Annotated in this window: 24 protein-coding genes; 20 read left to right on the forward strand and 4 right to left on the reverse strand. The window is 64.1% G+C overall.

What is annotated here, in order from left to right; translation table 11 throughout:
- Positions 1–3: 3 nt before the first annotated feature.
- From trhA to ACX3P0_RS09095, 3 genes are all read left to right on the forward strand, one after another.
- Positions 4–696, forward strand: coding sequence for a PAQR family membrane homeostasis protein TrhA (gene trhA, locus ACX3P0_RS09085; RefSeq protein ID WP_459087961.1), 693 nt, complete (start codon positions 4–6; stop codon positions 694–696).
- Between the two features lie 97 nt (positions 697–793).
- The gene (locus tag ACX3P0_RS09090) at positions 794–1,816 is read left to right on the forward strand and encodes a MotA/TolQ/ExbB proton channel family protein (RefSeq protein ID WP_459079358.1); all 1,023 of its coding nucleotides are present in this window, start codon (positions 794–796) and stop codon (positions 1,814–1,816) included.
- 1 nt (position 1,817) lies between these two features.
- Positions 1,818–2,849, forward strand: coding sequence for a peptidoglycan -binding protein (locus tag ACX3P0_RS09095; RefSeq protein ID WP_459087962.1), 1,032 nt, complete (start codon positions 1,818–1,820; stop codon positions 2,847–2,849).
- On the opposite strand, the gene ACX3P0_RS09100 is transcribed toward ACX3P0_RS09095, so the two are convergent.
- Complete coding sequence (locus tag ACX3P0_RS09100; protein WP_459087963.1) at positions 2,836–3,108, reverse strand: helix-turn-helix domain-containing protein; 273 nt, start codon at positions 3,106–3,108, stop codon at positions 2,836–2,838. The two genes, ACX3P0_RS09095 and ACX3P0_RS09100, sit on opposite strands and share 14 nt — an antisense overlap.
- A 93-nt stretch (positions 3,109–3,201) precedes the next feature.
- Here ACX3P0_RS09100 and ACX3P0_RS09105 point away from each other — a divergent pair, with 93 nt between their 5' ends.
- The 6 genes from ACX3P0_RS09105 to mnhG are packed head-to-tail and all read left to right on the forward strand — an operon-like array spanning position 3,202 to position 9,256.
- Positions 3,202–6,123 carry a monovalent cation/H+ antiporter subunit A gene (locus tag ACX3P0_RS09105; protein ID WP_459087964.1) on the forward strand — a complete coding sequence of 974 codons (2,922 nt, stop codon included), beginning with the start codon at positions 3,202–3,204 and terminating at the stop codon, positions 6,121–6,123.
- Positions 6,123–6,464: a Na+/H+ antiporter subunit C gene (locus ACX3P0_RS09110; protein WP_459079354.1), complete on the forward strand. Its 342-nt coding sequence runs from the start codon at positions 6,123–6,125 to the stop codon at positions 6,462–6,464. The genes ACX3P0_RS09105 and ACX3P0_RS09110 overlap by 1 nt, the downstream gene beginning before the upstream one ends.
- Entirely contained in the window at positions 6,464–8,092 is a 1,629-nt protein-coding gene (locus ACX3P0_RS09115; RefSeq protein WP_459087965.1) for a monovalent cation/H+ antiporter subunit D, read from the forward strand. Before ACX3P0_RS09110 ends, ACX3P0_RS09115 begins: the two co-directional genes overlap by 1 nt.
- A complete protein-coding gene (locus ACX3P0_RS09120; protein ID WP_459087966.1) occupies positions 8,089–8,574 on the forward strand; it encodes a Na+/H+ antiporter subunit E in 486 nt (161 codons plus the stop codon). Before ACX3P0_RS09115 ends, ACX3P0_RS09120 begins: the two co-directional genes overlap by 4 nt.
- Positions 8,571–8,852: a K+/H+ antiporter subunit F gene (locus ACX3P0_RS09125; protein WP_459087967.1), complete on the forward strand. Its 282-nt coding sequence runs from the start codon at positions 8,571–8,573 to the stop codon at positions 8,850–8,852. The genes ACX3P0_RS09120 and ACX3P0_RS09125 overlap by 4 nt, the downstream gene beginning before the upstream one ends.
- Positions 8,849–9,256 carry a monovalent cation/H(+) antiporter subunit G gene (gene mnhG / locus ACX3P0_RS09130; protein ID WP_459087968.1) on the forward strand — a complete coding sequence of 136 codons (408 nt, stop codon included), beginning with the start codon at positions 8,849–8,851 and terminating at the stop codon, positions 9,254–9,256. Before ACX3P0_RS09125 ends, mnhG begins: the two co-directional genes overlap by 4 nt.
- Positions 9,257–9,259: 3 nt before the next feature.
- On the opposite strand, the gene ACX3P0_RS09135 is transcribed toward mnhG, so the two are convergent.
- The 3 genes from ACX3P0_RS09135 to ACX3P0_RS09145 form a co-directional block, all read right to left on the reverse strand.
- A complete protein-coding gene (locus ACX3P0_RS09135) occupies positions 9,260–10,639 on the reverse strand; it encodes an aminotransferase (protein WP_459087969.1) in 1,380 nt (459 codons plus the stop codon).
- 18 nt (positions 10,640–10,657) lie between these two features.
- Positions 10,658–12,157 (reverse strand): NAD-dependent succinate-semialdehyde dehydrogenase, encoded by a 1,500-nt coding sequence (locus ACX3P0_RS09140; protein ID WP_459087970.1) that lies wholly within the window; start codon positions 12,155–12,157, stop codon positions 10,658–10,660.
- Between the two features lie 127 nt (positions 12,158–12,284).
- On the reverse strand, positions 12,285–12,764 hold the full coding sequence (locus ACX3P0_RS09145) for an Lrp/AsnC family transcriptional regulator (protein ID WP_459088223.1): 480 nt from the start codon (positions 12,762–12,764) through the stop codon (positions 12,285–12,287).
- A gap of 91 nt (positions 12,765–12,855) precedes the next feature.
- On the opposite strand from ACX3P0_RS09145, the gene ehuR reads away from it, so the two are divergent.
- The 11 genes from ehuR to ACX3P0_RS09200 all read left to right on the forward strand — a co-directional run bounded on the left by ehuR (position 12,856) and on the right by ACX3P0_RS09200 (position 24,123).
- Positions 12,856–14,241 (forward strand): MocR-like ectoine utilization transcription factor EhuR, encoded by a 1,386-nt coding sequence (gene ehuR, locus ACX3P0_RS09150; protein ID WP_459087971.1) that lies wholly within the window; start codon positions 12,856–12,858, stop codon positions 14,239–14,241.
- A gap of 119 nt (positions 14,242–14,360) precedes the next feature.
- Entirely contained in the window at positions 14,361–15,146 is a 786-nt protein-coding gene (gene ehuA / locus ACX3P0_RS09155; protein WP_459079345.1) for an ectoine/hydroxyectoine ABC transporter ATP-binding protein EhuA, read from the forward strand.
- Between the two features lie 68 nt (positions 15,147–15,214).
- Complete coding sequence (gene ehuB / locus ACX3P0_RS09160; RefSeq protein ID WP_459087972.1) at positions 15,215–16,066, forward strand: ectoine/hydroxyectoine ABC transporter substrate-binding protein EhuB; 852 nt, start codon at positions 15,215–15,217, stop codon at positions 16,064–16,066.
- A 133-nt stretch (positions 16,067–16,199) separates the two neighbouring features.
- On the forward strand, positions 16,200–16,859 hold the full coding sequence (gene ehuC / locus ACX3P0_RS09165) for an ectoine/hydroxyectoine ABC transporter permease subunit EhuC (RefSeq protein ID WP_459088225.1): 660 nt from the start codon (positions 16,200–16,202) through the stop codon (positions 16,857–16,859).
- Positions 16,860–16,890: 31 nt separating this feature from the next.
- A complete protein-coding gene (ehuD, locus tag ACX3P0_RS09170; RefSeq protein ID WP_459087973.1) occupies positions 16,891–17,550 on the forward strand; it encodes an ectoine/hydroxyectoine ABC transporter permease subunit EhuD in 660 nt (219 codons plus the stop codon).
- Positions 17,551–17,553: 3 nt separating this feature from the next.
- Positions 17,554–18,333: an ectoine utilization protein EutA gene (gene eutA, locus ACX3P0_RS09175; protein ID WP_459087974.1), complete on the forward strand. Its 780-nt coding sequence runs from the start codon at positions 17,554–17,556 to the stop codon at positions 18,331–18,333.
- Positions 18,334–18,335: 2 nt separating this feature from the next.
- Positions 18,336–19,316 carry a hydroxyectoine utilization dehydratase EutB gene (gene eutB / locus ACX3P0_RS09180; RefSeq protein WP_459087975.1) on the forward strand — a complete coding sequence of 327 codons (981 nt, stop codon included), beginning with the start codon at positions 18,336–18,338 and terminating at the stop codon, positions 19,314–19,316.
- Complete coding sequence (eutC, locus tag ACX3P0_RS09185; protein WP_459087976.1) at positions 19,313–20,305, forward strand: ectoine utilization protein EutC; 993 nt, start codon at positions 19,313–19,315, stop codon at positions 20,303–20,305. The genes eutB and eutC overlap by 4 nt, the downstream gene beginning before the upstream one ends.
- 41 nt (positions 20,306–20,346) lie before the next feature.
- Positions 20,347–21,537, forward strand: coding sequence for an ectoine hydrolase DoeA (gene doeA / locus ACX3P0_RS09190; RefSeq protein ID WP_459087977.1), 1,191 nt, complete (start codon positions 20,347–20,349; stop codon positions 21,535–21,537).
- 4 nt (positions 21,538–21,541) lie between these two features.
- A complete protein-coding gene (gene doeB / locus ACX3P0_RS09195; RefSeq protein WP_459087978.1) occupies positions 21,542–22,531 on the forward strand; it encodes a N(2)-acetyl-L-2,4-diaminobutanoate deacetylase DoeB in 990 nt (329 codons plus the stop codon).
- Between the two features lie 107 nt (positions 22,532–22,638).
- On the forward strand, positions 22,639–24,123 hold the full coding sequence (locus ACX3P0_RS09200; protein WP_459087979.1) for a carboxypeptidase M32: 1,485 nt from the start codon (positions 22,639–22,641) through the stop codon (positions 24,121–24,123).
- Positions 24,124–24,145 lie beyond the last annotated feature (22 nt).

A 24,145-nucleotide genomic window follows, 5' to 3' on the forward strand; every position in this document is an offset into this window, starting at 1 on the left:
TGGATGAGCACAACTGAACCATTTCCCGACCTGAATATTCCCTTTATGGGACGCTGGCACTATTCGCGCGCCGAGCGCATCGCAGATGGCGTCGTCCATGCGGTGGGCATCGTGCTGGCCGTGATTGCAGGGTCCGTAACGCTGGCGCTCGCCGCCTCGCGCTCCCATCCCGGCGAATACCTGGCGGCCGTGTTGTTCGTTCTTTCGCTGCTCAGCGTGCTTTCGATTTCGCTCGCCTATAATCTGTGGCCGGTATCCTCGCCGGCAAAGTGGGTGTTGAGACGGTTCGACCATTCGGCCATCTATCTGCTCATCGCCGCGACCTACACGCCGTTTCTGGCGCAGATCGAGGGATCGCGCCTGGTGGACTGGATGATCGGCGTGGTCTGGGCAGCGGCCGCGCTCGGCATCGCCCTGAAAGTCTTCCTGCCCGGCCGCCTCGACCGGCTGGCCGTCTTCCTCTACCTCGCCATCGGCTGGAGCGGGGTCGTGCTGGCAGAACCGCTGGCGCAAACGCTGCCGGCGAGTTCGGTTTCCCTGCTTGTCGCCGGCGGCATCGTCTATTCCTGCGGCGTCGTCTTCTACGTCTGGAAGCGCCTGCGCTTTCATAACGCGCTGTGGCACGGTTTCGTCGTTGCCGGTGCGGGCCTGCATCTGGCCGCTTTGGCCGATTGCCTGGTGCTCAACCGCCTTTGAGCGCCCCCATGGCGCTCATTCACACCAAGCGCCTTTCAATTTCGTCACATTTCCGTTTAGAGTCGCGCTCGAACGCGGGCATCGGAACGGGACACGCATGGCTTTCCTAAAATCGTTCGGCGCAGGCAGGCGCACCGATGTACTGGACTACGATCCGCACAAGGTTTCCAGCCCGCAGGTCTTCCTTCTGTCGATGGTGGTTTTCCTGGCCATCGTCGCCTTTATCGCCATCATCCTGACGCGGCAGATATCGACCGCCTTCGCCCACAATCCGGGCCTGAACGGCCTGATCGTCGGCGTGCTCGGCATCGGCATCCTGCTCGCCTTCGGACAGGTCGTGCGGCTGTTTCGCGAAGTGCGCTGGGTCAATTCGTTCCGCGCCGGGTCCGAGACGGTAGAGCCGGTTCTGCTGGCGCCGATGAAGGCGATGATCGGACGTTCGGCGTCGGTCGCCTTCTCGACCAGTTCGATGCGCACCATGCTCGATTCCATCGCCACCCGCCTGGACGAAAGCCGCGACACCTCGCGCTACCTGGTCGGCCTGCTGATCTTTCTCGGCCTGCTCGGCACGTTCTGGGGCCTGCTCGGCACCATCAGTTCCATCGGCGACACTATCGAATCCCTCGACCCCGGCACCGGCGATTCCGCCGCCGTGCTCGAAGCGCTGAAGGCCGGGCTGGCAGCCCCGCTTGCCGGCATGGGCACGGCGTTTTCGTCGTCGCTTTTCGGCCTTTCGGGCTCGCTGGTGCTGGGCTTCCTCGACGTGCAGGCCGGCCGCGCCCAGACGCGTTTTTATACGGAACTGGAAAACTGGCTGTCCTCCGTTACCGACATGTCGTCCGACATGGTCGTTGCCGATACGGCCAAGGCCGAATCCTCCGACGAAGTGCGCGTCCTGACGGAGCGCCTGCGCTCGATGCAGGAGGCCGGCGGCTCGAACCCGCGCGTCGCCACCGCCATGGCCAACCTCGCCGACGGAATTTCCGGACTGGTCAAGAACATGCGCTCCGAACAGCAGATCATGCGCGACTGGGTCGAGGCGCAATCCGACGAACAAAAGGCGATGCGCGCGACGCTGGAGAAGATCGCCGATGCGCTGAACAAGCCGGGAGAGCGCTGACGTGGCGCTAGGCAGAGGGCGGCGCGGCGACCGCCACATCGACTACTGGCCGGGTTTCGTCGATGCCCTGTCGACGCTGCTTCTGGCGATCATGTTCCTGCTGTCGGTGTTCGTGCTGGCGCAATTCCTGCTTAGCCGCGAGATTTCCGGCAAGGACGCGGTGCTCAACCGGCTGAATTCCCAGATCAACGAACTGACCTCGCTGCTGGCGCTCGAAAAGGGCACCAATCAGGACGCGCAGGACGCCCTTGCCAATTTGCAAGCCTCGCTGTCGGCGACCGAAGAAGAAAAGAGCCGGCTGGAGCAACTTTTGGCGAAGGGCGCCGGCGCCGGCGATGCCGCCAATGCGCGGGCCGATACGCTTACCGGCGAGTTGGACACCCAGCGCCAGCTTAGCCAGCGCGCGCAGTCGCAGGTGGAATTGCTGAACCAGCAGATCGCCGCGCTGCGCAAGCAGATCGGGGCGCTGGAAGACGCCCTCGACGCCTCAGAGACGCGCGACCGCGATTCCAACACCAAGATCGCCGATCTCGGCAAGCGCCTCAACGTGGCGCTGGCGCAGCGCGTGCAGGAACTGAACCGCTACCGCTCGGATTTCTTCGGCCGCCTGCGCGAAATCCTTTCCGACCGCGAAAACATCCGCATCGTCGGCGACCGCTTCGTGTTCCAGTCGGAGGTGTTGTTTCCGACCGGCTCCGAACAGATCAACGATGCCGGCAAGGTCGAGATGAAGAAACTCGCCGACGCCATCATCGAGTTGCAAAAGGAAATCCCGCCGGAAATCAACTGGGTTCTGCGCGTCGACGGCCACACCGACAATATTCCACTGTCGGGCACCGGCCGCTACCGCGACAACTGGGAACTCTCGTCGGCGCGCGCGACCTCGGTGGTAAAATTCCTGATCGAGAACGGCGTGCCGCCGACCCGGCTGGTGGCTGCCGGCTTCGGCGAATTCCAGCCGCTTGATCCGGCAGATACCGCAGAGGCGCGCAACAAGAACCGCCGCATCGAGCTGAAGCTCACCGAGCGGTAGAGCGTTTCACCGCGCCGCCGCAATCGACTGCTTGCCGCAAACGCACGCCCGGGCCTTCTTCCTCCGAGAAAAGCAGCAGCACCCCGCCCTCTTCCAGCGCCTTGACGAGCAACAATTCCGACGCGCGGTGCAGCGCATGGCGGTGGCACTCGAAGTCCTTGATCGTGCTGCGCGATACACCGGCCAGGCAGGCCAGCTTTTCCTGCGTCCAGTTTAGCAGCCCCCGCGCCGCACGGCATTGTTCCGGAAGTAGATCCATCCATTTTGTGCCTTGCATACTCGTACCCAAGTCAACCATAATGGGTGAGATCAGGCAATGGTTGCCGATTTCCCAGATGAGCCGCCGCGCAGAATGACGCCTGACACATCCCTTTTGCTGATGATCGTCATGCCTTTCGCCGGCAGCATCATTGCCGCTTTCCTGCCTTCCAATGCCCGCAACGCCGAGGTCTGGCTCGCCGGCGCCGTGGCGCTTACCGTGCTGGTTCTGGCTACCGCCGCCTATCCGGCCATCGCCGCTGGCGGGGCCATTCGCAGCGAAACCGAGTGGATCCCCACGCTTGGCCTGAACTTCACGCTGCGGATGGACGGCTTCGCCTGGCTGTTTGTGATGCTGATAAGCGCCATCGGCTTCCTCGTCGTGCTCTATGCGCGCTACTACATGTCGCCGGAGGACCACGCGCCCCGCTTCTTCTCGTTCCTGCTGGCGTTCATGGGCGCCATGCTCGGCATCGTGATTGCGGGCAATCTCATCCTGCTCGTCGTCTTCTGGGAACTGACCAGCATCTTTTCCTTCCTGCTGATCGGCTACTGGCATCACAACGCCGCTGCCCGCGACGGCGCGCGCATGGCGCTGACCATCACCGGCATTGGCGGCCTCGGCCTGCTGGCCGGCGTGCTTTTGATCGGTCACATCGTCGGCAGCTACGATCTCGAAACGGTTCTGGCTTCCGGCAACCTTGTGCGCACGCACGACCTCTACGTGCCGGCGCTGGTGCTGATCCTGCTCGGCGCGCTCACCAAGAGCGCGCAGTTTCCGTTCCACTTCTGGCTGCCCAACGCCATGGCGGCCCCGACGCCGGTGTCGGCCTATCTGCATTCGGCGACCATGGTGAAGGCCGGCGTGTTCCTGATGGCGCGCTTCTGGCCGGTGCTTGCCGGAACCCAGGAATGGTTCTGGATCGTCGGCCTCGCCGGCATGATGTCGTTCGTTCTCGGCGCCTATTTCGCCATCTTCCAGCAGGACATCAAAGGGCTTCTCGCCTATTCCACCATCAGCCATCTCGGCCTCATCACCATGCTGCTCAGCCTCGGCAGCCCGCTAGGTGCTGTCGCCGCCATCTTCCACATGATGAACCATGCCACTTTCAAGGCATCGCTGTTCATGGCCGCCGGCATCATCGACCATGAGAGCGGCACGCGCGACATCAGGCGGCTGAGCGGGCTGTTCCGCTTCATGCCGATCACCGCCACGCTTGCCATGGTGGCGAGCGCGGCCATGGCCGGCGTGCCGCTGCTCAACGGCTTCCTGTCCAAGGAGATGTTCTTCGCCGAGGCCGCCGCCACGCACCAGGTCTCCATCCTCGATACCGCAGCACCTTATGCGGCCGTGCTGGGCAGCGCCTTTGCCGTGGCCTATTCCATCCGCTTCATCCACGGCGTGTTTTTCGGGCCCCCGCCCTCCGACCTGCCGCGCGAGCCGCATGAAGCGCCGTTCCTGATGCGCTTTCCCATGCAGTTGCTGGTTCTGGCGTGCCTTGTCGTCGGCACGATTCCGGGCCTCACCATCGGCCCCTTCCTGCATACCGCCGTCGAATCGGTCCTTGGTCCTTCCACGCCGGAATATAGCCTCGCCGTCTGGCACGGCTTCACGCTGCCTTTGATGATGAGTATCGCTGCCCTGGTCGGCGGAGCCATCCTCTATCTGCTGTTGAAGAACTACCTGGCGCATTGCGAGGAAGGGCCGCCGATCTTCCGACGGCTCAAGGGCCAGCGCATCTTCGAGCGCGCCATGGTGACGGTTTCGTGGAGATGGGCGCGCTTCATCGAAAGCCAGCTTGGCACGCGCCGGTTGCAACCGCAGCTTCGCCTGCTGGTCAGCGTGGCGTTCGTCGCGGCACTATGGCCGATCTACAAAACGGGCCTCCTCCTTCCCGGCGGGCTGGCATGGGCAGGCGCCGATCCGGCCTTCGCCGCCATCTGGGCGGTCGGCATCGCCTGCGCGCTCGGCGCCGCATGGCAGGCGAAGTTCCATCGGCTCGCGGCCCTGATCCTGCTGGGCGGCGCGGGCCTGGTCACCTGCATCACCTTCGTCTGGCTTTCGGCGCCAGACCTTGCCGTCACCCAACTGCTCGTCGAGGTCGTCACCACGGTGCTGCTTCTGCTCGGCCTGCGCTGGCTGCCGAAGCGGTTCAAAGAGACGGACGCCGGCATCGCGACCCTGGGCGACCGCTTGCGGCGCTTCCGCGACCTGGCCATGGCTGTAGCAGTGGGCCTCGGCACGATGCTGATCGCCTACGCCGTGATGACGCGGACCCCGCCCGCCACCATTGCCGACTACTTCATGGGAAAGGCCTATCTCGAAGGCGGCGGCAAGAACGTCGTCAACGTCATCCTGGTGGATTTCCGCGCCTTCGACACGTTCGGCGAGATCACGGTGCTGGGCGTCGTGGCGCTGACGGTGTTCGCGCTTTTGCGCCGCTTCCGCCCCGCCGCCGACAGTATCGAATCGCCCGAGCAACAGCGCGTCCAGAAGACGTTCGACGAGGATCGGCCCGATCGCCAGGCGGGCGACACGGTCAGCGATTACCTGCTGGTCCCGTCCGTCATCATGCAATGGCTGTTTCCAGTCATCATCGTATTTGCCGTCTATCTGTTCCTGCGCGGCCACGACCTTCCGGGCGGCGGCTTTGCTGCCGGCATCGCGATGGCGGCCGCCTTCATCCTGCAATACATGGCGGCCGGCACGACCTGGGTCGAGGCCCGGCTGCGGGTGCTGCCGGTCAACTGGATCGGCTTCGGCCTGCTCTTCGCCGCGCTGGTGGGCATGGGATCATGGCTGTTCGGCTACCCGTTCCTGACCTCGCATTCGCAATATCTGGAACTGCCGCTGATCGGGGCGGTGCCGATGGCGAGTGCTGCCTTCTTCGATCTTGGCGTCTTCTCGCTGGTGGTCGGCGCAACCGTCCTGATGCTGATCGCCTTCGCCCACCAGTCGATCCGCCGCCTTCGCGCCTCGCGCATCGCCGCCGAAGCCGCGCCGGAGGCTCCTTGATGGAACTGACACTCGCCATCGCCATCGGTGTCCTCGTGGGCTCCGGCGTCTGGCTGCTGCTGCGGCCACGCACCTTCCAGGTCATCATCGGCCTGTCGCTGATCTCCTACGGCGTCAACCTGTTCATCTTTTCCATGGGCAGGCTGCGCGTTGCGGCAGCGCCCGTGCTCGGATCGGGCGGCGCGATCGACCCGGCGGATTACGCCGATCCCATCCCGCAGGCGCTCGTCCTGACCGCCATCGTCATCGGCTTTGCGACCACGGCGCTGTTTCTCGTCGTGCTGCTCGTCTCGCGAGGCCTGACTGGCAGCGACCACGTCGACGGCAGGGAGCCGCGCTGATGGAGCTGGCCGACCATTTGCTGATCCTGCCGATCCTGCTGCCGCTGCTGACCGGCGCGGCGCTGCTGCTGTTCGACGAACGCCGCCATGTCCTCAAGGCAATGGTCAACTTCGTCTCGACATTGGCGCTGGCAGTTATCGCCCTGTCGCTGCTGAAACTGGCGGATGCGCCAGAGGCCACCACCAGCGTCTACCTGCTCGGCAATTGGCCGGCACCCTTCGGCATCGTGCTGGTGCTCGACCGGCTGTCGGCGATGATGGTGATGCTGACTTCCGTGCTGGCGATCGCCTCGCTGGTCTTCGCGCTGGCGCGCTGGCACCGCAGCGGCCCGCATTTCCACACGCTGTTCCAACTTCTCCTGATGGGCCTGAACGGCGCGTTCCTGACCGGCGACCTGTTCAACCTGTTCGTCTTCTTCGAGGTGCTTCTGGCGGCGTCCTATGGCCTGGTCCTGCACGGCTCCGGCGCGCAGCGGGTTCGGGCCGGCCTGCACTACATCGCCGTCAACCTTGCCGGCGCGTCGCTGTTCCTGATCGGCGTCAGCCTGATCTACGGCGTTACCGGCACACTCAACATGGCCGACCTTGCGGTACGCATTCCCCTGGTGGCGCCAAGCGACCGGATGCTGCTGGAGGCGGGCGCGGCCATTCTCGGCGTCGCCTTCCTGGTCAAGGCCGGCATGTGGCCGCTCGGCTTCTGGCTGCCCGGCGCCTATACCGCCGCCGCCGCCCCGGTCGCCGCCATCTTCGCCATCCTCAGCAAGGTCGGCATCTACATCATCCTGCGGCTTTCGCTGCTGCTGTTCGGCGCGGACGCCGGCGCATCCGCCGGCTTCGGCGAAGGCTTTCTGCTCTATGGCGGCATCGCCACCATTTTCTTCGGCACCGCAGGCGTGCTGGCTTCGCAGGCCATGGGACGGCTCGCCGGCTTCTACCTGCTGGTTTCGTCGGGCACGCTTTTGGCCGCGATCGGGAGCGCCAGTGTCTCGGTAACGTCCGGCGCGCTCTATTACATGGTCAGTTCGACCCTGGCGATCAGCGCGTTCTTCCTGCTCATCGAACTGGTTGAGCGGGCGCAGGACCCGGCCGCCAACGTGCTGGCGGTGACGATGGAAGCCTATGGCGACGAGATGGACGAGGAGGAGATCGAAGAAGAAGTCGGCGCCGCCATTCCCGCCACACTGGCTATTCTGGGTATCTGCTTCGCGGGTTGCGGGCTGCTCCTGTCCGGCCTGCCGCCGCTTTCCGGCTTCATCGCCAAATTCGCCATGCTGACCGCTCTGCTCAATCCCGAAGGCCTCGGTCCGGCGGGCAGCATAAGCGATGCTACCTGGGTGCTGACGGCCTTGATCATCCTGTCCGGTCTTTCCGCGATGATCGCCATGACGCGCGCCGGCATCCGCACTTTCTGGGCGCCGATTGAGGAAACGGTGCCGCGCGTCCGGGTTATCGAGATTGTGCCGGTGGCGTTCCTTCTTATCTTATGCGCGATGCTGGTCGTGCAGGGCGGACCCGCCATGCGCTACATGGATGCGACGGCGCGGTCCCTGCATGCGCCGCAGAACTATGTCCGCGACGTGCTCGCCGCGCCGCGCCTGCCCGGCCCCAAAACGGGGGCGAACCAATGAGCCGGGTGCTGCCCTATCCGGTGCTGACGGCGTCGCTGCTGGTCATGTGGCTGCTGCTCAACGGGCTTTCCGCGGGCCATATCTTGCTGGGTTCTATCGTGGCCGTCGGCGCATCGCTGGCGATGGTGGCGCTTCAGCCCGACAAACCGAAGATAAGACGCTGGGACATGATCCCGCGCCTGCTGCTGGTCGTGCTGATCGACATCCTGCGCTCCAACATCGCTGTCGCGGCCATTATCCTGCAAGGAGGGAGAAGACAGCGCCGCGCCGGCTTCGTGATGATCCCGCTCGATCTGCGCGATCCGACCGGCCTTGCGGTGCTCTCCTGCATCATCACCAGCACACCCGGCACGGCGTGGGTCGAATACCATGCCGGCAGCGGCAGGCTTCGCATCCATGTTCTCGATCTCGACGACGAACAGGCATGGGTCGATTTGATCAAGCAGCGCTACGAAGCGTTGTTGATGGAGATATTCGAATGAGCGGCATCATCATCGTCTGGGCCGTCACCATTGCACAATTCCTGCTGATCGCTGCCATGGCCTGCGCGCTGCTGCGGCTCATGCGGGGGCCGCGCGCGCAGGACCGCATCGTCGGCTTCGATGCGCTCTACGTTGCCGCGATGCTGCTGCTTCTGACCATGGGCATCCGCACCGGCAGCACGGTCTATTTCGAGGCGGCGCTGGTGATCGCGCTGCTCGGCTTCGTCTCGACCGTGGCGCTCGCCAAATTCCTCATGCGCGGCGAGGTGATCGAATGAACCCCCTCGCCGAACTGCCGCTATGGGCGGCCTTGCCCGCGGCATTCTTCCTTGTCCTGGGTGCCGGCCTGACCCTGCTTGGCGCAATCGGGCTTCTCCAGTTCCGAACCTTCTACGAACGCATCCACGCGCCGACGCTCGGCACGACCTGGGGCGCGGGCAGCATCCTCATCGCGTCGATGATCTGCTTTTCGGTGCTGCAGTCGCGCCCGGTCCTGCACGAAATCCTGATCGCGGTTCTCATCGTGGTCACGACACCGGTTTCGCTGATGCTTTTGGCGCGCTCGGCGCTCTTTCGCGACCGCACCGAAGGCCTGGGCGGCGTGCCCTCCTTCGAAGCAGCCGAGGGTCGATCGAATGAAAGCCCGCCATCCGATTCACCGGACGACGGGCCTGCACACTAGGCTTCAGATCTTAGCGAACACGCTCTTCACCGCGTCCGCCGTCTTCGACACGACGATGTCGGCTTCCTCGCGCGTCAGGCAGAGCGGCGGGGCGAAGCCGAGGATGTCGCCCTGTGGCATGGCGCGGCCGATGACGCCGAGCTCGGCAAGCGCTGCCGATACCTGTGGCCCGATCTTCTGCGATGCATCGAAGAATTTGCGGTCGTCCCGGTCGGCAACGAACTCCACCGCCGCCAGCATGCCGTCGCCGCGCACGTCGCCGACGTTTTTATGCCCGCCGACCGCCTTGGCCAGTTCAGCACGGAAGTAAGCTCCCGTCTCACCGGCGTTCTTGACGAGGCCGAGTTCGTCGATCAGTTCGAGGTTGGCGACGCCGGCGGCCACGCAGATCGGGTGCGCCGAATAGGTCCAGCCATGACCGATGGAGCCGAGCTTGTCGGACCCCTGCACCAGTCCCTGCCAGACCTTGTCGCCGACAATGACGCCCGACAGCGGCGCATAGGCCGAGGTCAGGCCCTTGGCGATGGTGATGAGGTCGGGCTTGATGCCGTAATGGTCGGAGCCGAACATGGTGCCCAGCCGTCCGAAACCGGTGACGACCTCGTCGGCGACCAGCAGCACGTCATACTTGTTCAGTACGGCCTGGATTTTCTGCCAATAGCCGGCAGGCGGCGGGACGATGCCCCCGGTGCCGAGCACCGGCTCGCCCATGAAGGCGGCAACCGTTTCCGGCCCCTGCGCCAGGATCAGCTTTTCAAGCTGGTCGGCGCAGAATTGCGAAAACTGCTCCTCCGACTGCGAGCGATCGGCGCGGCGGTAGTAATAGGGCGCTTCGGTGTGCAAGACCGGGGCGCGCGGCAGGTCGAAGGCATTGTGGAAAGCGTCGAGGCCGGTCAGCGATCCGGTCATGATGCCGGAGCCGTGATAGCCGCGCCAGCGCGAGATGATCTTCTTCTTTTCCGGCCGGCCGAGCACGTTGTTGTAGTACCAGATCAGCTTGATGTTGGTCTCGTTGGCGTCGGAGCCGGACAGGCCGTAATAGACTCTGGACATGCCCTTCGGCGCGCGGTCGATGATCATCTTCGACAGCGTGATAGAGGCCTCGGTGCCGTGGCCGACATAGGCGTGGTAGTAGGCGAGGTTCTTCGCCTGAGCGGCGATGGCGTCGGCGATCTTCTGGCGGCCATAGCCGACATTGACGCAGTAAAGCCCGGCGAAAGCGTCGAGGCTCTTCTTGCCGTTGGTGTCCCAGATGGTGACGCCTTCGCCGCCGGCCATGATGCGGTTCGGCGTTTCGCCGCGCGCATGCGTGCCCATATGTGTCGAGGGGTGGAAGAAGTGATCCCGGTCCCAGGCGTTGAGTTCGTTCGAATGATCGGCCATCTTTTTTCTCCTTTTCGATTACGCCAGATCGACGCAGACATATTTGAGATCGGTAAAGGCTTCGAGCCCGTGGCGCGAGCCCTCGCGGCCAAGGCCGGATTGCTTCGTCCCGCCGAAGGGTATCGGCGCACCGGTGATCTTGACCCGGTTGATCGCCACCATGCCATAGTCGAGCGCGTTCGCCATACGGCGCTGCCGCGAACCGTTTTCGGTGACGACATAGGCGACAAGCCCGTATTCCGTGGCGTTGGCGCGGGAAATCACTTCGTCTTCCGTATCGAACGGCGTGACTGCGGCAACCGGCCCAAACGTTTCCTCGTGCATGATAAGAGCATCTTCCGGCACATCGGCCAGCAGCGTCGGCTGATAAAACAGCGGACCGGCCTCGGCGCGCCTGCCGCCAGCCATCAATTTCGCGCCTTTCGCAACGGCGTCTTCGACCTGTTCTTCGACCTTGCGCACGGCCCGCTCATGCATCAGCGGGCCGATGTCGGCGTCCGGGTTCAAACCATCGGCGACCTTCAGCGCCCCGATGCGCGTGGTGAAGGCGGCGCAGAATTTCTCGTAAAGCGGACGCTGCACATAGATGCGGTTGGCGGCAAGGCAATCCTGCCCCGAAGTCGCGAACTTGGCGTCGATGGCGATTGTCACCGCTTTATCGAGATCGGCGTCGTCGAAAACGATCAGCGGTGCATGACCGCCCAGTTCCATGACCAGGCGCTTCATGGTTGGCGCACATTGCGCCGCGATCAGCCGGCCGATTTCGGTCGAACCGGTAAAGCTCATGGCCCGCATGCGGGCATCCGCACACATCGCCCCCACGATTGGCGCGGCCTTGCCGGTGACGACGTTGAACACACCCGCCGGCAGGCCGGCACGCTCGCCAAGCTCGGCAAGCGCCAGTGCTGAAAGCGGCGTCTCGGAAGACGGATGCGCAACGATGGTGCAACCGGCGGCAAGGGCGGCTGCGGCCTTGCGGGTCAGCATGGCGGCAGGAAAATTCCACGGCGTAACGACGCCGACGACGCCCAGCGCCTCACGGCGCACGCTCATTTCAGCATTCGGCAGATGGCTGGTGACGCTCTCAGTGTTGAGGCGCTTGGCTTCCTCGGCATACCACTCGATGAAGGAGGCGGCGTAATCGATCTCGCCCCGAGATTCCTTCAGCGGCTTGCCCTGCTCCAACGTCATCAAAAGCGCGAGATCGTCCTTGGCGGCGACGATCAGTTCAAACCATTTGCGCAGGATTTTCGAGCGCTCCTGCGGCAGCAAGGCGCGCCATGCCGGAAAGGCATTGGCGGCGGCATCGATGGCAAGCGTCGTTTGCGCGGCATCGAGCGAGGCGACGAAACCCACCGTCACGCCCGACGAGGGATCGGTCACTTCAAAACTGTTTGCGGCTTCGCTGGCGGTCCAGTGGCCGTCGACATAGGCGAGTTCGCGCAACAGCCGGCGATCGGCAAGGCGGTCGAGCGCTTCGTGGCGATGCGTGCGGGCAAAATGCGCGTTGGCGGACATTGCAGGTCTCCATGATCCTGGCGTCCAGCATAATGGCCGCCACACAACAGAGAGGCTATTCGCAGGCACGCAAAGAGAGAGTTCCTCTTCGTTTTCCGCCGGCGGAAGGCAATTCTTCCGAAAGCGCCTATTGTGCGCCGATCAGTTCGCCCACCGGCAACACGGTTTCCTCCTTCACCGTCTTGGTGACGATGTAGGTGAAATAGCGGTCTATGCCGATCTCGCGTTCCAGCAGGCCGTCGACAAGCCGCTGATAGGCGTCGATGTCGCGCGCCATGACCTTCATGAGATAATCGACGCCGCCGCCGACCGACCAGCACGCCACGATTTCCGGCATATCGCGGACAGTGCGCTCGAAGCGGTCGAAATCGGCCTGGCGGTGGCTGGCCAGCGTCACCTCCATCAACACGATGGCGACCGGCGCGATGACGCGCATGGCGACCCTGGCGTGATAGCCGCTGACGATGCCTGCCTTTTCCAGTTTCGCCAGCCGCATCCAGCACGGCGTCGGCGACAGGCCGGCCGCTTCGGCGAGCGCCAGCTTGGTGATGCGGCCGTCGCGCTGGATGGCGTCCAGTATCTTCAAATCGATGGCGTCGAGCTTCAATGCGGTCATGGTTGTCCACTTGTTCGTGAAGACACCATTGCGGAGCATGATTTCAGTTGTCAATTGCACTGATTTCGATCTCTAATAAGTCATGACATTGTGGCACCCCGATCCAGCCCTTATCCGGCGTCCCGCATACCTCTCGCTGGCCGACCAGATCGCGCGTGCGATCCACGACGGCCGGCTGGTGAATGGCGAGCGCCTGCCGACGCACCGGCGACTGGCCGACGATTTGAAACTGTCCGTCCAGACCGTCAGCCGCGCCTATGAGGAACTGATCCGGCGCGGGCTGATTTCGGGCGAAATCGGCCGCGGCTCGTTCGTGCAGACGCAGCGCAGCGAGCCCGAGCCGCCCTATCTGCCGGAGCGGCCGGGCGAGGTGATCGACCTGTCGATCCTGAAGCCGGTCTGCGAGACGATGCACCTGGAGCGCTTGAGGGCGGCGCTGGCCTGGCTTGCCGAAACGCTGCCGGCAAGTTCAGCGCTGTCGTTCCGGCCGAACATGGTGTTCCCGCGCCATCGCGCCATCGCCGTCGAATGGCTGCGGCTGTGCGGGCTCGAGGTTTCGGCGCAGAATATCAGCGTCACCAATGGCGCAACGGCGGCGATGACCGTTGCACTGATGAGCGTCGCGCCGCCCGGCTCGACGGTCGCGACCGAGGCCATCGGCCACCACACGCTGGTGCCGCTGGCGCGCTATCTCGGCTTCAACCTCGAAGGCCTGCCCATCGACGACAATGGTATCCTGCCCGAGGCGCTCGACGACGCCTGCCGGCATTCCGACATCAGGGCGGTGTTCGTGCAGCCGTCGGTCATCAACCCGACCGCCACGCTGATGGGATCGGTGCGGCGGTCCGAACTGGCAGAAGTAGCGCGGCGGCACGACATCGCGATCATCGAAAACGACGTTCTGGGGCCGCTGGTCGAGGACCGCGCCCCGCCGCTGGCCTGGTTCGCACCCGAACGCACGCTCTACGTCACCTCGTTTACCAAGATCGTGGTGCCAGGCCTGCGCATTGGCTATCTCGCGGCCCCCGACCGCTATGTGGCCGCCGTCGCCAACCGGCATCTCGTCTCCAACTGGATGGCGACGCCGATGGTGGCCGAAATCGCCAGCAAATGGGTGAGCGACGGCACCGCCATGGAACTGGTGGAGTGGCAGCGCGTAGCGCTGAGGCGTCGGCAGGAGATCGCCGCCGAAGTGCTGGGCGATGTCAGCTACCGCGCACAGCGGGACGGAATGCACCTTTGGCTGGAACTGCCCGGCGACCGCTCCGAGGAAAGCTTCGTCGCGCAGGCGAGGCTTCAGGGCGTGGCGATCGCGCCCGGCCAATCGTTCCGCATCGCCGATGCACCGTGGAAGCCGGCCGTGCGCATCTCGCTCGCCTCGACCACGGAGGGCGAATTGCGCGCCGGCCTCGGCGTCATCACCAAGCTTCTGCTCGGCGATCCCGAACATCTGCTGCTGGCGATTTGAGCATCGACACAGTCCATTGTGGCGAATCAGAAATATTGTCATGATTTTATTTTACCAATTGACATGATTTGAAGCGTTCCGCATCGTTAGGGACATCGGCATCTCCCACGGAGAAACGCATGCCCACGCCTATCATCAAGGTCGACGCCATCTCCAAGAGCTTCGGCGCCTTCAAGGTTCTGGACGGCCTGTCGATGCAGGTCATGCCCGGCGAGAAGCTGGCGCTGATCGGCCCCTCTGGCTCCGGCAAGACGACCATCCTGCGCATCCTGATGACGCTGGAGCGCATCGACGGCGGCCATATCCAGATCGACGGCGAGCAGCTTTACCACATGGAGCGCAACGGCCAGCTCCTGCCCGCCGACGAGCAGCATCTCACCAAGATGCGCCAGAAGATCGGCATGGTCTTTCAGCTCTTCAACCTGTTTCCGCACAAGAGCGTCATCGACAATGTGACGCTGGCGCCGATGCTGACCAAGGGCACGCCGCGCGCCGCCGCCGAGAAGCGGGCCATGGAACTGCTCGACATGGTCGGCATGGCCGACAAGGCCAAGAACATGCCGGCGCAGCTTTCGGGCGGGCAAAAGCAGCGCGTGGCCATCGCGCGCGCGCTGGCGCTGTCGCCCAAGATTATGCTGTTCGACGAAGTGACGTCCGCGCTCGACCCGGAACTGGTCAACGAGGTGTTGAACGTCATGCGCAAGCTTGCCGCCGAAACCGACATGACTATGCTGCTGGTCACCCATGAAATGGGCTTTGCGCATGATTTTGCCGACCGGGTGCTGTTTTTCGATCGCGGCAGGATCGTCGAGGAAGGCAAGCCCGATGAGATTTTCAGCCATCCGAAAGAGGAACGCACGCAAAGCTTCCTGAAAAAGATCATAGCGGCGGGCCATCGCGTCTGACCGCCATGCAGGGCGCGAGGAGAACGCCCTAATACGCTCAAAAAACAACACGAGAGGAGTTGGGAACGATGAAAAAGATTGGAATTTTGGCCGGTATAGCCGGTATTGCGCTTGGTGCGGTTCTGGCCACGTCGACGGCAAGTTCGGCCGACGATGCCAAGCTTGAGGCGCTGAAGGCACAGGGTTTCGCGCGTTTGGCTATCGCCAACGAGCCGCCCTACACGGCGGTTGCCGCCGACGGCAAGGTGTCGGGCGCCGCCCCCGACGTCGCCCGCGAGGTGTTCAAGCGGCTCGGCGTCGCCGACGTCGTCGCCTCGATTTCCGAATATGGCGCGATGATCCCCGGCCTGCAGGCAGGGCGCTTCGATGTCGTCACCGCCGGCCTGTTCATGAAGCCGGAGCGTTGCGCAGCCGTTGCCTATTCCGAGCCTGTGCTGTGCGACGCCGAGGCGATGCTGGTCAAGAAGGGCAATCCGAAGGGTTTTAAGAGCTACGAGGACGTCGCCAAGGATACGAGCGCGACCATCGGCGCACCCGGCGGCGGCACCGAGGAAAAGCTGGCGCTCAATGCCGGCGTTCCGCGCGAGCGCGTCATCGTCGTTCCGGACGGCCAGAGCGGCGTGAAGATGCTGCAGGACGGCCGCATCGACGCCTATTCGCTGCCGGTCCTGTCGATCAACGACCTGATGAAGAAGGCCAACGATCCCAACCTCGAAGTGATCGCGCCGGTACAGGGCGCGCCGGTCTATTGCGACGGCGCGGCCTTCAAGAAAGGCGACGAGGCATTGCGCGACGCCTTCGACGTCGAACTGGCCGCGATCAAGAAGTCGGGCGAATTCGCCAAGATCATCGAGCCTTATGGCTTCTCGGCGGCCGCCGCGATGTCGACGACGCGCGAAAAACTCTGCTCGGCGAAGTAAGCGCCGGATTACCTTCTCCCATTGTGGGAGAAGGTAATCCGCAGGTGACGGATGAGGGGTATCGGCCAAGCGGGCGTCCTCATCCGGCTTCGCTTCGCATAATCGACGCTTTCGCCAACCGGAAAAACCCATGATCATCGACTGGTCCGGATATCTAGGCCTGATCCTGCACGGCGCTTTGGTGACCCTCGAGCTTACGCTGATGGGCTCGGCGCTGGCGGTTGTCATGGCGTTCCTTGGTGGAATGGGGCGGCTGTCGCGCTTCTTCGCCGTGCGGGCGCTGGCCACCGCCTATATCGAGTTCTTTCGCGGCACCTCCATCTTCGTGCAGTTGTTCTGGGCCTATTTCGTGCTGCCCGTCATCGGCGTGACCCTGACGCCGCTGCAAACCGGCGTCCTGGCGCTTGGCCTCAATGTCGGCGCCTATGCCGCCGAAGTGGTGCGCGGGGCTATCCAGTCCATCGGCCGGGAACAGCATGAGGCCTGCATCGCGCTCAATCTCAGCCGCTGGCAGGGCATGCGCCATGTCATCCTGCCGCAGGCGCTGCTGGTCATGCTGCCGACCTTCGGCAACAACGCCATCGAATTGTTGAAGGCAACCTCCGTCGTCTCGCTGATCTCGCTTTCCGACCTGACCTTCCAGGCCCAGGTCGTGCGTGCCCAGACCGGCAACACGCTGGTGCCTTTCACCACGATCCTGATCATCTATTTCGTCTTCGCGCTCGCCATTTCCTGGGCCATGCGCAAGCTGGAGCGCCACATGGCGCGCGGGCTCGACGGAGTACGTGTGTGATGGCCGCAAGCCCTAAAAGGACGGTCCTGTAATGGAGTGGGATTGGAACTTCGTCTGGCAGATCATGCCGACCCTGCTGGAAGGCGTGAAGATCACGATCCTGGCGACGCTGCTCGGCTCAGTGCTGGCGGCGGTCGTCGGCCTCGGCATCGCGCTGGCGCGGCGCTCGCCCAACCGGCTGCTCTCGCGCAGTGTCGGCTTCGCCGCCGAATTCATCCGCGGCACCCCGCTTCTGGTGCAACTCTACTTCATCTTCTACGTGCTGCCGGATTTCGGCATCCTTTTGCCGCCGATGGTGGCGGGCACCATCGGGCTCGGCCTGCACTACGGCACCTATACGGCGGAAGTGTACCGCGCCGGCATCGACAATGTACCGCGCGGCCAATGGGAGGCTGCCAAGGCCTGCAATCTCAGCGCCCGCCAGACCTGGACGCACATCATCATTCCGCAAGCCATCCCGCCGATGATCCCGGCGCTGGCCAATTATTTCATCGCCATGTTCAAGGAAACGCCGCTGCTTTCGGCCATCACGGTGCTGGAACTGATGAACCAGGCCAAGAGCGTCGCCAATACCTACTACCGCTATGTCGAACCGATGACGCTGGTCGGCGTGTTCTTCCTCATCATCAGCCTTTTTTCCGTCATCGCGCTGCGCTGGCTGGAGCGCCGTTACGGCAGGGTCGAAAACTAGTTCATGACACGTTCCCCCGAAATCACCGTGCATTCCGCCCGTCCGCCGCTCGATCCGCGTCCGCTGGAAAAGCGCATCGGCCTGATCATTCTTGCCACGGACCATACGTCCGAGCCGGACTATCAGCGCATGGTGGCAAGCAGGAGGATCGGCGTCTATGTGGCGCGCATCCCCTATGCCAACCCGACCACACCGGAAAATCTGCGCAAGATGCAGCCGGCGCTGACGGCGGGCGCGGCACTCATCCTGCCGGACGAGGCGCTCGACGCGGTCTGCTATTCCTGCACCTCCGCCTCGGTCGTCATCGGCGATGACGAGATCGAGGCAGCCATCCATGCCGCCAAGCCGGGTGCGCCGGTCGTCACCCCGCCCATGGCCGGCGTGCGGGGCCTGCGCGCGCTGGGCGCGAAGAAAATCAGCATTCTGACGCCCTATACCGTGAAGACCACACAGCCGATGGTGGCGTATTTTGCCGCGCATGGATTCGAGATCGCCAGCACCACCTGTCTCGGCTTCGAAGACGACCGTGAAATGGCGCGGATTTCTCCGGCATCGCTGGTCGAACTCGCTCGCGAGGCAATGCACGACGAGGCGGACGCCCTGTTCGTTTCCTGCACGGCCTTGCGGTCGGCCTTGGCTGCCGTCGCGATGGAGGAAGCCACCGGCCGCCCGGTCGTCACCTCGAACCAGGCGACCGCGTGGAACTGCCTGCGGCTGTGCGGCGACGACGCTTCGCGTCCGGAATTCGGGCGGCTCCACACGCTCGCTTTGCCGCGTGACTGACCATGGCGAGCGTTACCCTTCAAGACATTGAAGCCGCGCGCGAACGGATCGCCGGCAAGGTCGAGCGCACGCCGACGGTCCTGTCCGCGAGCCTTTCCGAGCAAATGGGCATACCGGTCCATCTCAAGCTGGAACACCGCCAGACCACCGGCGCGTTCAAGCTGCGCGGTGCATCCAACGCCGTGGCCTCGCTTTCGCGCCAAGAAAAAGCGCGCGGCGTGATCGCCGCCTCCACCGGCAATCACGGCCGCGCCCTCGCTTATGCCTCGGCACGCGAAAACATGCGGGCGGTGATCTGCATGTCGACGCTGGTGCCGCAGAACAAGCTTGATGAAATCCGCCGCCTCGGGGCCGAAATCCGCATCGTCGGCAACAGCCAGGACGACGCGCAGCAGGAAGTCGACCGGCTGGTCGCGGCGGAAGGGCTGGTCATGGTGCCTCCCTTCGACCATCCGGCGGTGATTGCCGGGCAAGGCACGCTCGGGCTGGAGATCATGGAGCAGGTGCCGGACGCGCGAACCGTGCTGGTGCCGCTCTCCGGCGGCGGGCTGGCGGCAGGGGTCGCGGCAGCGGTCAAGGGCGTCAGCCCGGCCACCAGGGTCATCGGCATCTCGATGGAGCGGGGCGCTGCCATGAAAGCCAGCCTCGACGCCGGCCATCCGGTTCTGGTCGAGGAACTTCCGACGCTGGCCGATTCGCTCGGCGGCGGCATCGGCCTCGACAACCGGCTTACATTCGCGATGTGCCGGGATCTGCTCGATGATGTTGTCCTGCTTTCCGAGCAGGAAATCGCCGCCGGCATCCGCCACGCCTATGCGCAGGAGCGCGAGATCGTCGAAGGTGCCGGCGCTGTCGGCATCGCCGCCATCCTTGCTGGCAAGGTAGAGGCGGGCGGCCCGATCGTCGTCATTCTCTCCGGCCGCAACATCGACATGGGCCTGCACAGGCAGCTCGTGTGCGGCGAGGTGGAGCGCGCGGCATGACGATGATGACCATCCTCACCGAATCCGACCTGCGCAAGATCGTGAAGCTCGATCTCGATGTGGTCGCCTGCGTGGAAAACGCCTTTCTCGCGCTCGCCACCCTGCCCGTCGCCATGCCGCCGATCCTGCGCCTCGACATTCCCGAACATCGCGGCGAGGTCGATGTAAAGACGGCCTATGTGCCGGGTATCGACGGCTTTGCCATAAAAATCAGCCCCGGTTTTTTCGACAATCCGAAGCTCGGCCTGTCCTCGACCAACGGCATGATGGTGCTTCTGTCCGCCACCACCGGGCTGGTCGAGGCGCTGCTGCTCGACAATGGTTATCTGACCGATATCCGCACCGCCGCCGCCGGCGCGGTCGCGGCAAAACATCTGTCGCGACCGGATGCGTCCGTCGCCGCCATTTTCGGGGCCGGCGCGCAGGCGAAGCTGCAACTGGAGGCGCTGATGCTGGTGCGGCCTGTCGAGGAAGCCCGCATCTGGGCGCGCGACGCCGCCAAGGCCGAAGCCACTGCCGGCGAGTTGCGGGAAAAGCTGGGCATCCGCGTCCGCGCCGAACGCGACCCGGCCAAGGCCATGGCGGGGGCCGATATCATCGTGACCACAACGCCTTCGACCGAGCCGCTGATCCATGCCGGCTTCGTTGTCGCCGGCCAGCACATAACCGCCATGGGCTCCGACGCCGAGCACAAGAACGAGATCGCGCCGGCGATCATCCGCATGGCCGACCTCTATGTCGCCGATAGCGCGAAACAGACACGCCGGCTGGGCGAACTGCACCATGCCATTGCCGCCGGCGTGATGGCGGCGGATGCGGACGTGGCGGAGCTTGGCCAGATCATAGCCGGCAAAATACATGGCCGACGCTCTGCCGGCGACATCACCATCGCCGACCTGACCGGCACCGGCGTTCAGGACACGGCCATCGCCACGCTGGCGCGCGACCGGGCCAAAGCGGCCGGCGCGGGAATGATTTTCGAAAGCTGATACCGGCCTGAAAAGGCCCAACAAACGAGGACACGAAGAAAATGCAGCCCAATCTGAAATTCTCCCGCGAGGAATATGCGCAGCGTCTTGCCAAGACCCGGCAGGCCATGGAGGCAAAGGGCGTCGATGTCCTGATCTGCAGCGATCCGTCGAACATGGCGTGGCTGACCGGCTATGACGGCTGGTCGTTCTATGTGCATCAGGCGGTGATCGTGCCGCCTTCAGGCGAGCCTATCTGGTACGGACGCGGCCAGGACGCCAACGGCGCGAAGCGCACCGCCTACATCGGGCATGACAACATCGTCGGCTACGCCGATCACTATGTGCAGTCCACCGAACGCCATCCGATGGACTTTCTTTCCCAGGTGCTTGGCGAGCGCGGCTGGGGGTCGAAAAGAATCGGTGTCGAGATGGACAATTACTGGTTCTCCGCCGCCGCCTTTGCCTCGCTGCAGAAGAACCTTCCCAACGCCCGCTTTTCCGATGCGACGGCGCTGGTCAACTGGCAGCGCGCGATAAAGAGCCCGACCGAGATCGACTATATGCGCAAGGCCGCCCGCATCGTCGAAGCCATGCACGCCCGCATCGTCGACAAGATGGAAGTCGGCATGCGCAAATGCGATCTCGTCGCCGAGATCTACGATGCCGGCACGCGCGGCATCGACGGTCCAGATGGCCGGTTTGGCGGCGATTATCCGGCTATCGTGCCGCTGCTGCCGTCCGGCGTCGATGCCTCCGCGCCGCATCTGACCTGGGACGACAAGCCGATGAAGTCGGGCGAAGGCACCTTCTTCGAGATAGCCGGCTGCTACAACCGCTATCATTGCCCGCTGTCGCGCACCGTCTTCCTCGGCAAGCCGACACAGGAGTTCCTGGACGCCGAAAAGGCGACGCTGGAAGGCATGGAAGCCGGTCTGGCGGCGGCAAAGCCGGGCAACGCCTGCGAGGACATCGCCAACGCTTTCTTCGATGTGTTGAAGAAGTACGGCATCATCAAGGACAACCGCACCGGCTATTCGATCGGGCTTTCCTATCCGCCGGATTGGGGCGAGCGCACCATGAGCCTGCGCCCCGGCGACAAGACCGAGTTGAAGCCCGGCATGACCTTCCACTTCATGACCGGCCTGTGGCTGGAGACGATGGGGCTCGAAATCACCGAATCCATCCTCATCACCGAAACCGGCGTCGAGTGCCTGGCCAACGTGCCGCGCAAGCTGGTGGTCAAGGATTGATCCGATGGTGAGACCCTCGCCCATCTCCCCCACCGTCGATTTCGACCGCGATGGCGTCCAGCATGGCTTCCTGCGCCTGCCCTACAGCCGCGACGATTCCGCGTGGGGATCGGTGATGATCCCGATCTGCGTGATCCGCAACGGTGAAGGCCAGACGGCGCTGCTCACCGGCGGCAACCATGGCGACGAGTATGAAGGGCCGCTGGCCCTTTACGATCTCGCGCGTACGCTCGACCCGAAGGACGTTGCCGGCACTGTCATTATCGTGCCCGCGCTGAACTACCCGGCCTTCCGGGTCGGCACGCGCACCTCGCCCATCGACAAGGGCAACATGAACCGTGCCTTCCCCGGCGCTCCCGATGGCACGGTGACGGCCAAGATCGCGGATTATTTCCAGCGCGAACTGCTGCCGCGCGCCGACCTCGTGCTCGACTTCCATTCGGGCGGCAAGACGCTCGATTTCATGCCGTTCTGCGCCGCCCACATCCTGCCCGACAAGGCGCTGGAAGCAAAGGCCTTCGCGGCCGTCGAGGCGTTCTCCGCGCCCTACTCGGTCAAGATGCTCGAGATCGATGCCGTCGGCATGTACGATACGGCGGCAGAAGGCATGGGCAAGGTTTTCGTCACAACGGAACTCGGCGGCGGCGGCACCTCGCGCGCCGAGACGGTACGCATTGCAAGGCAGGGCGTCGCCAATGTGCTGCGCCATTCGGGTATCGTAAATGGTGCGGTCGAGAAGCAACCGACGCGCTGGCTCGACATGCCGTCCGGCGACTGTTTTTCCTTCGCGGAAGAGGACGGCATGATCGAAACCATGGTCGATCTGGGCGAACCCGTCGAGGCGGACGCGGTGATCGCGCGCGTCCACTCGACCGGCCGCACCGGCACCGCGCCCCAGGATATCCGCGCGAAAATGACGGGCCTGCTTGCGGCACGGCATTTCCCCGGCCTGGTCAAGGCCGGCGACTGCGTATCGGTGATCGCGGTCGGCTGACGCCGGCCCGCAACGCGATACGCGCCCGCCGCTTCTGCAGCTTGCAACCGCTCCGTCCATAGTGTCCCCTGCGCCCATCATGAAAACGGGAATCCTCAGGGGACAAGATGTCGTTTCAGAAACTTGACGATCTCGGGCACAAGCTCGAAGCGCTGGAGCACGCGCTGGCTGTTCTCGGTGCCGACGAGGCCACCCATATGGCCGTCGGCGGCGGCGAGAAGCGCGCCGAAGCGATGGCAGCACTGGCGGGAATGTACCATGCACAAGCCACCGCACCTCAAATCGCCGACTGGATCGATGCCGCCGGTCAGGAAGTGCTGAACGAAGACCAGGCGGCGGCGCTGTTTGAATTCAGACGGCAATACACCAACCTGACCTGCCTGCCCGTTGAATTCGTGGAACGCCAGACAGGCGCGCGCATGCGCTGCGAGCAGCTTTGGCGTGACATGCGCGCCAAGAACGACTGGGGCGGCTTCCTGCCCGCTCTGGAGGGCGTCCTGGCGCTGGTGCGCGAGGAAGCGGCGATGCGCGCCGATGTGCTCGGCCTTGATCCTTATGACGCGCTGATGGAGCAGTACGATCCCGGCAACCGCGCCGCCGACATCACGCCGGTCTTTGCCGAGCTGAAGGCATTCTTGAAGGATTTCGTTCCCGAGGCGCTGGCCGTGCAGGAAGAACGGACGCGCAAGCGCCCCGTAAAGCCACTGTCCGGCGTCTATCCGGTCGACCGGCAGCGGGAACTCGGCCTTGCCATGATGGCGGCGGTGGGCTTCGACCTCGCCCATGGCAGCCTCTCGATTTCGCATCACCCGTTCTGCGGCGGCGTGCCGAGCGACGTGCGCATCACCACGCGCTACCGGACCTCCGATTTCCTGTCGGCGCTGATGGGCGTGCTGCACGAAACCGGTCACGCGCTCTATGAGCAGAACCTGCCCAAGGCATGGGCGCACTGGCCGCTCGGCAAGGCGCGCGGCATGGCGGTACATGAAAGCCAGAGCCTGTTCGTGGAAAAGCAGATCGGCCGCAACCCCGCCTTCTGGCGCTGGGCGCTGCCGGTGGTGGAAAAACACCTCGGCGAAAACTGGTCGATGGAAGATATCCTGCCGCATGTGCATCATGTCGAGCGCGGTCTGATCCGCGTCGATGCCGACGAGGTCACCTACCCGCTGCATGTCATCCTGCGCTTCGAACTGGAGCAGGAGCTTGTTTCAGGCAGGCTGGAGGCGTCCGATCTTCCCGAGGCGTGGGATGCCAAGATGCGCACCTCACTCGGCCTGTCTACCATCGGCAACCCGGCTGACGGGCTGATGCAGGACGTGCACTGGGCCAGCGGCGCTTTCGGCTATTTCCCGTCCTATACGCTGGGCGCGATGATGGCGGCGCAGCAATGGGCGGCGCTGGCGAGGGAGCATCCCGGCGTGGACGACGACCTGGCCAAGGGCGATTTTTCCGCGATCAACGAATGGCGTCGTGCAAAAATATGGGCGCATGGCTCGCGCTTCTCGACGCCGGACCTGCTCGAACGCGCCACCGGCGAGAAACTCAACGCCGCGCACTTCACCAGCCATTTGAAGAAGCGCTACGGAGCATAAAGCGCCGAGCGGTAGAGCACCG

The sequence above is a fragment of the Mesorhizobium sp. A556 genome, assembly GCF_054489545.1.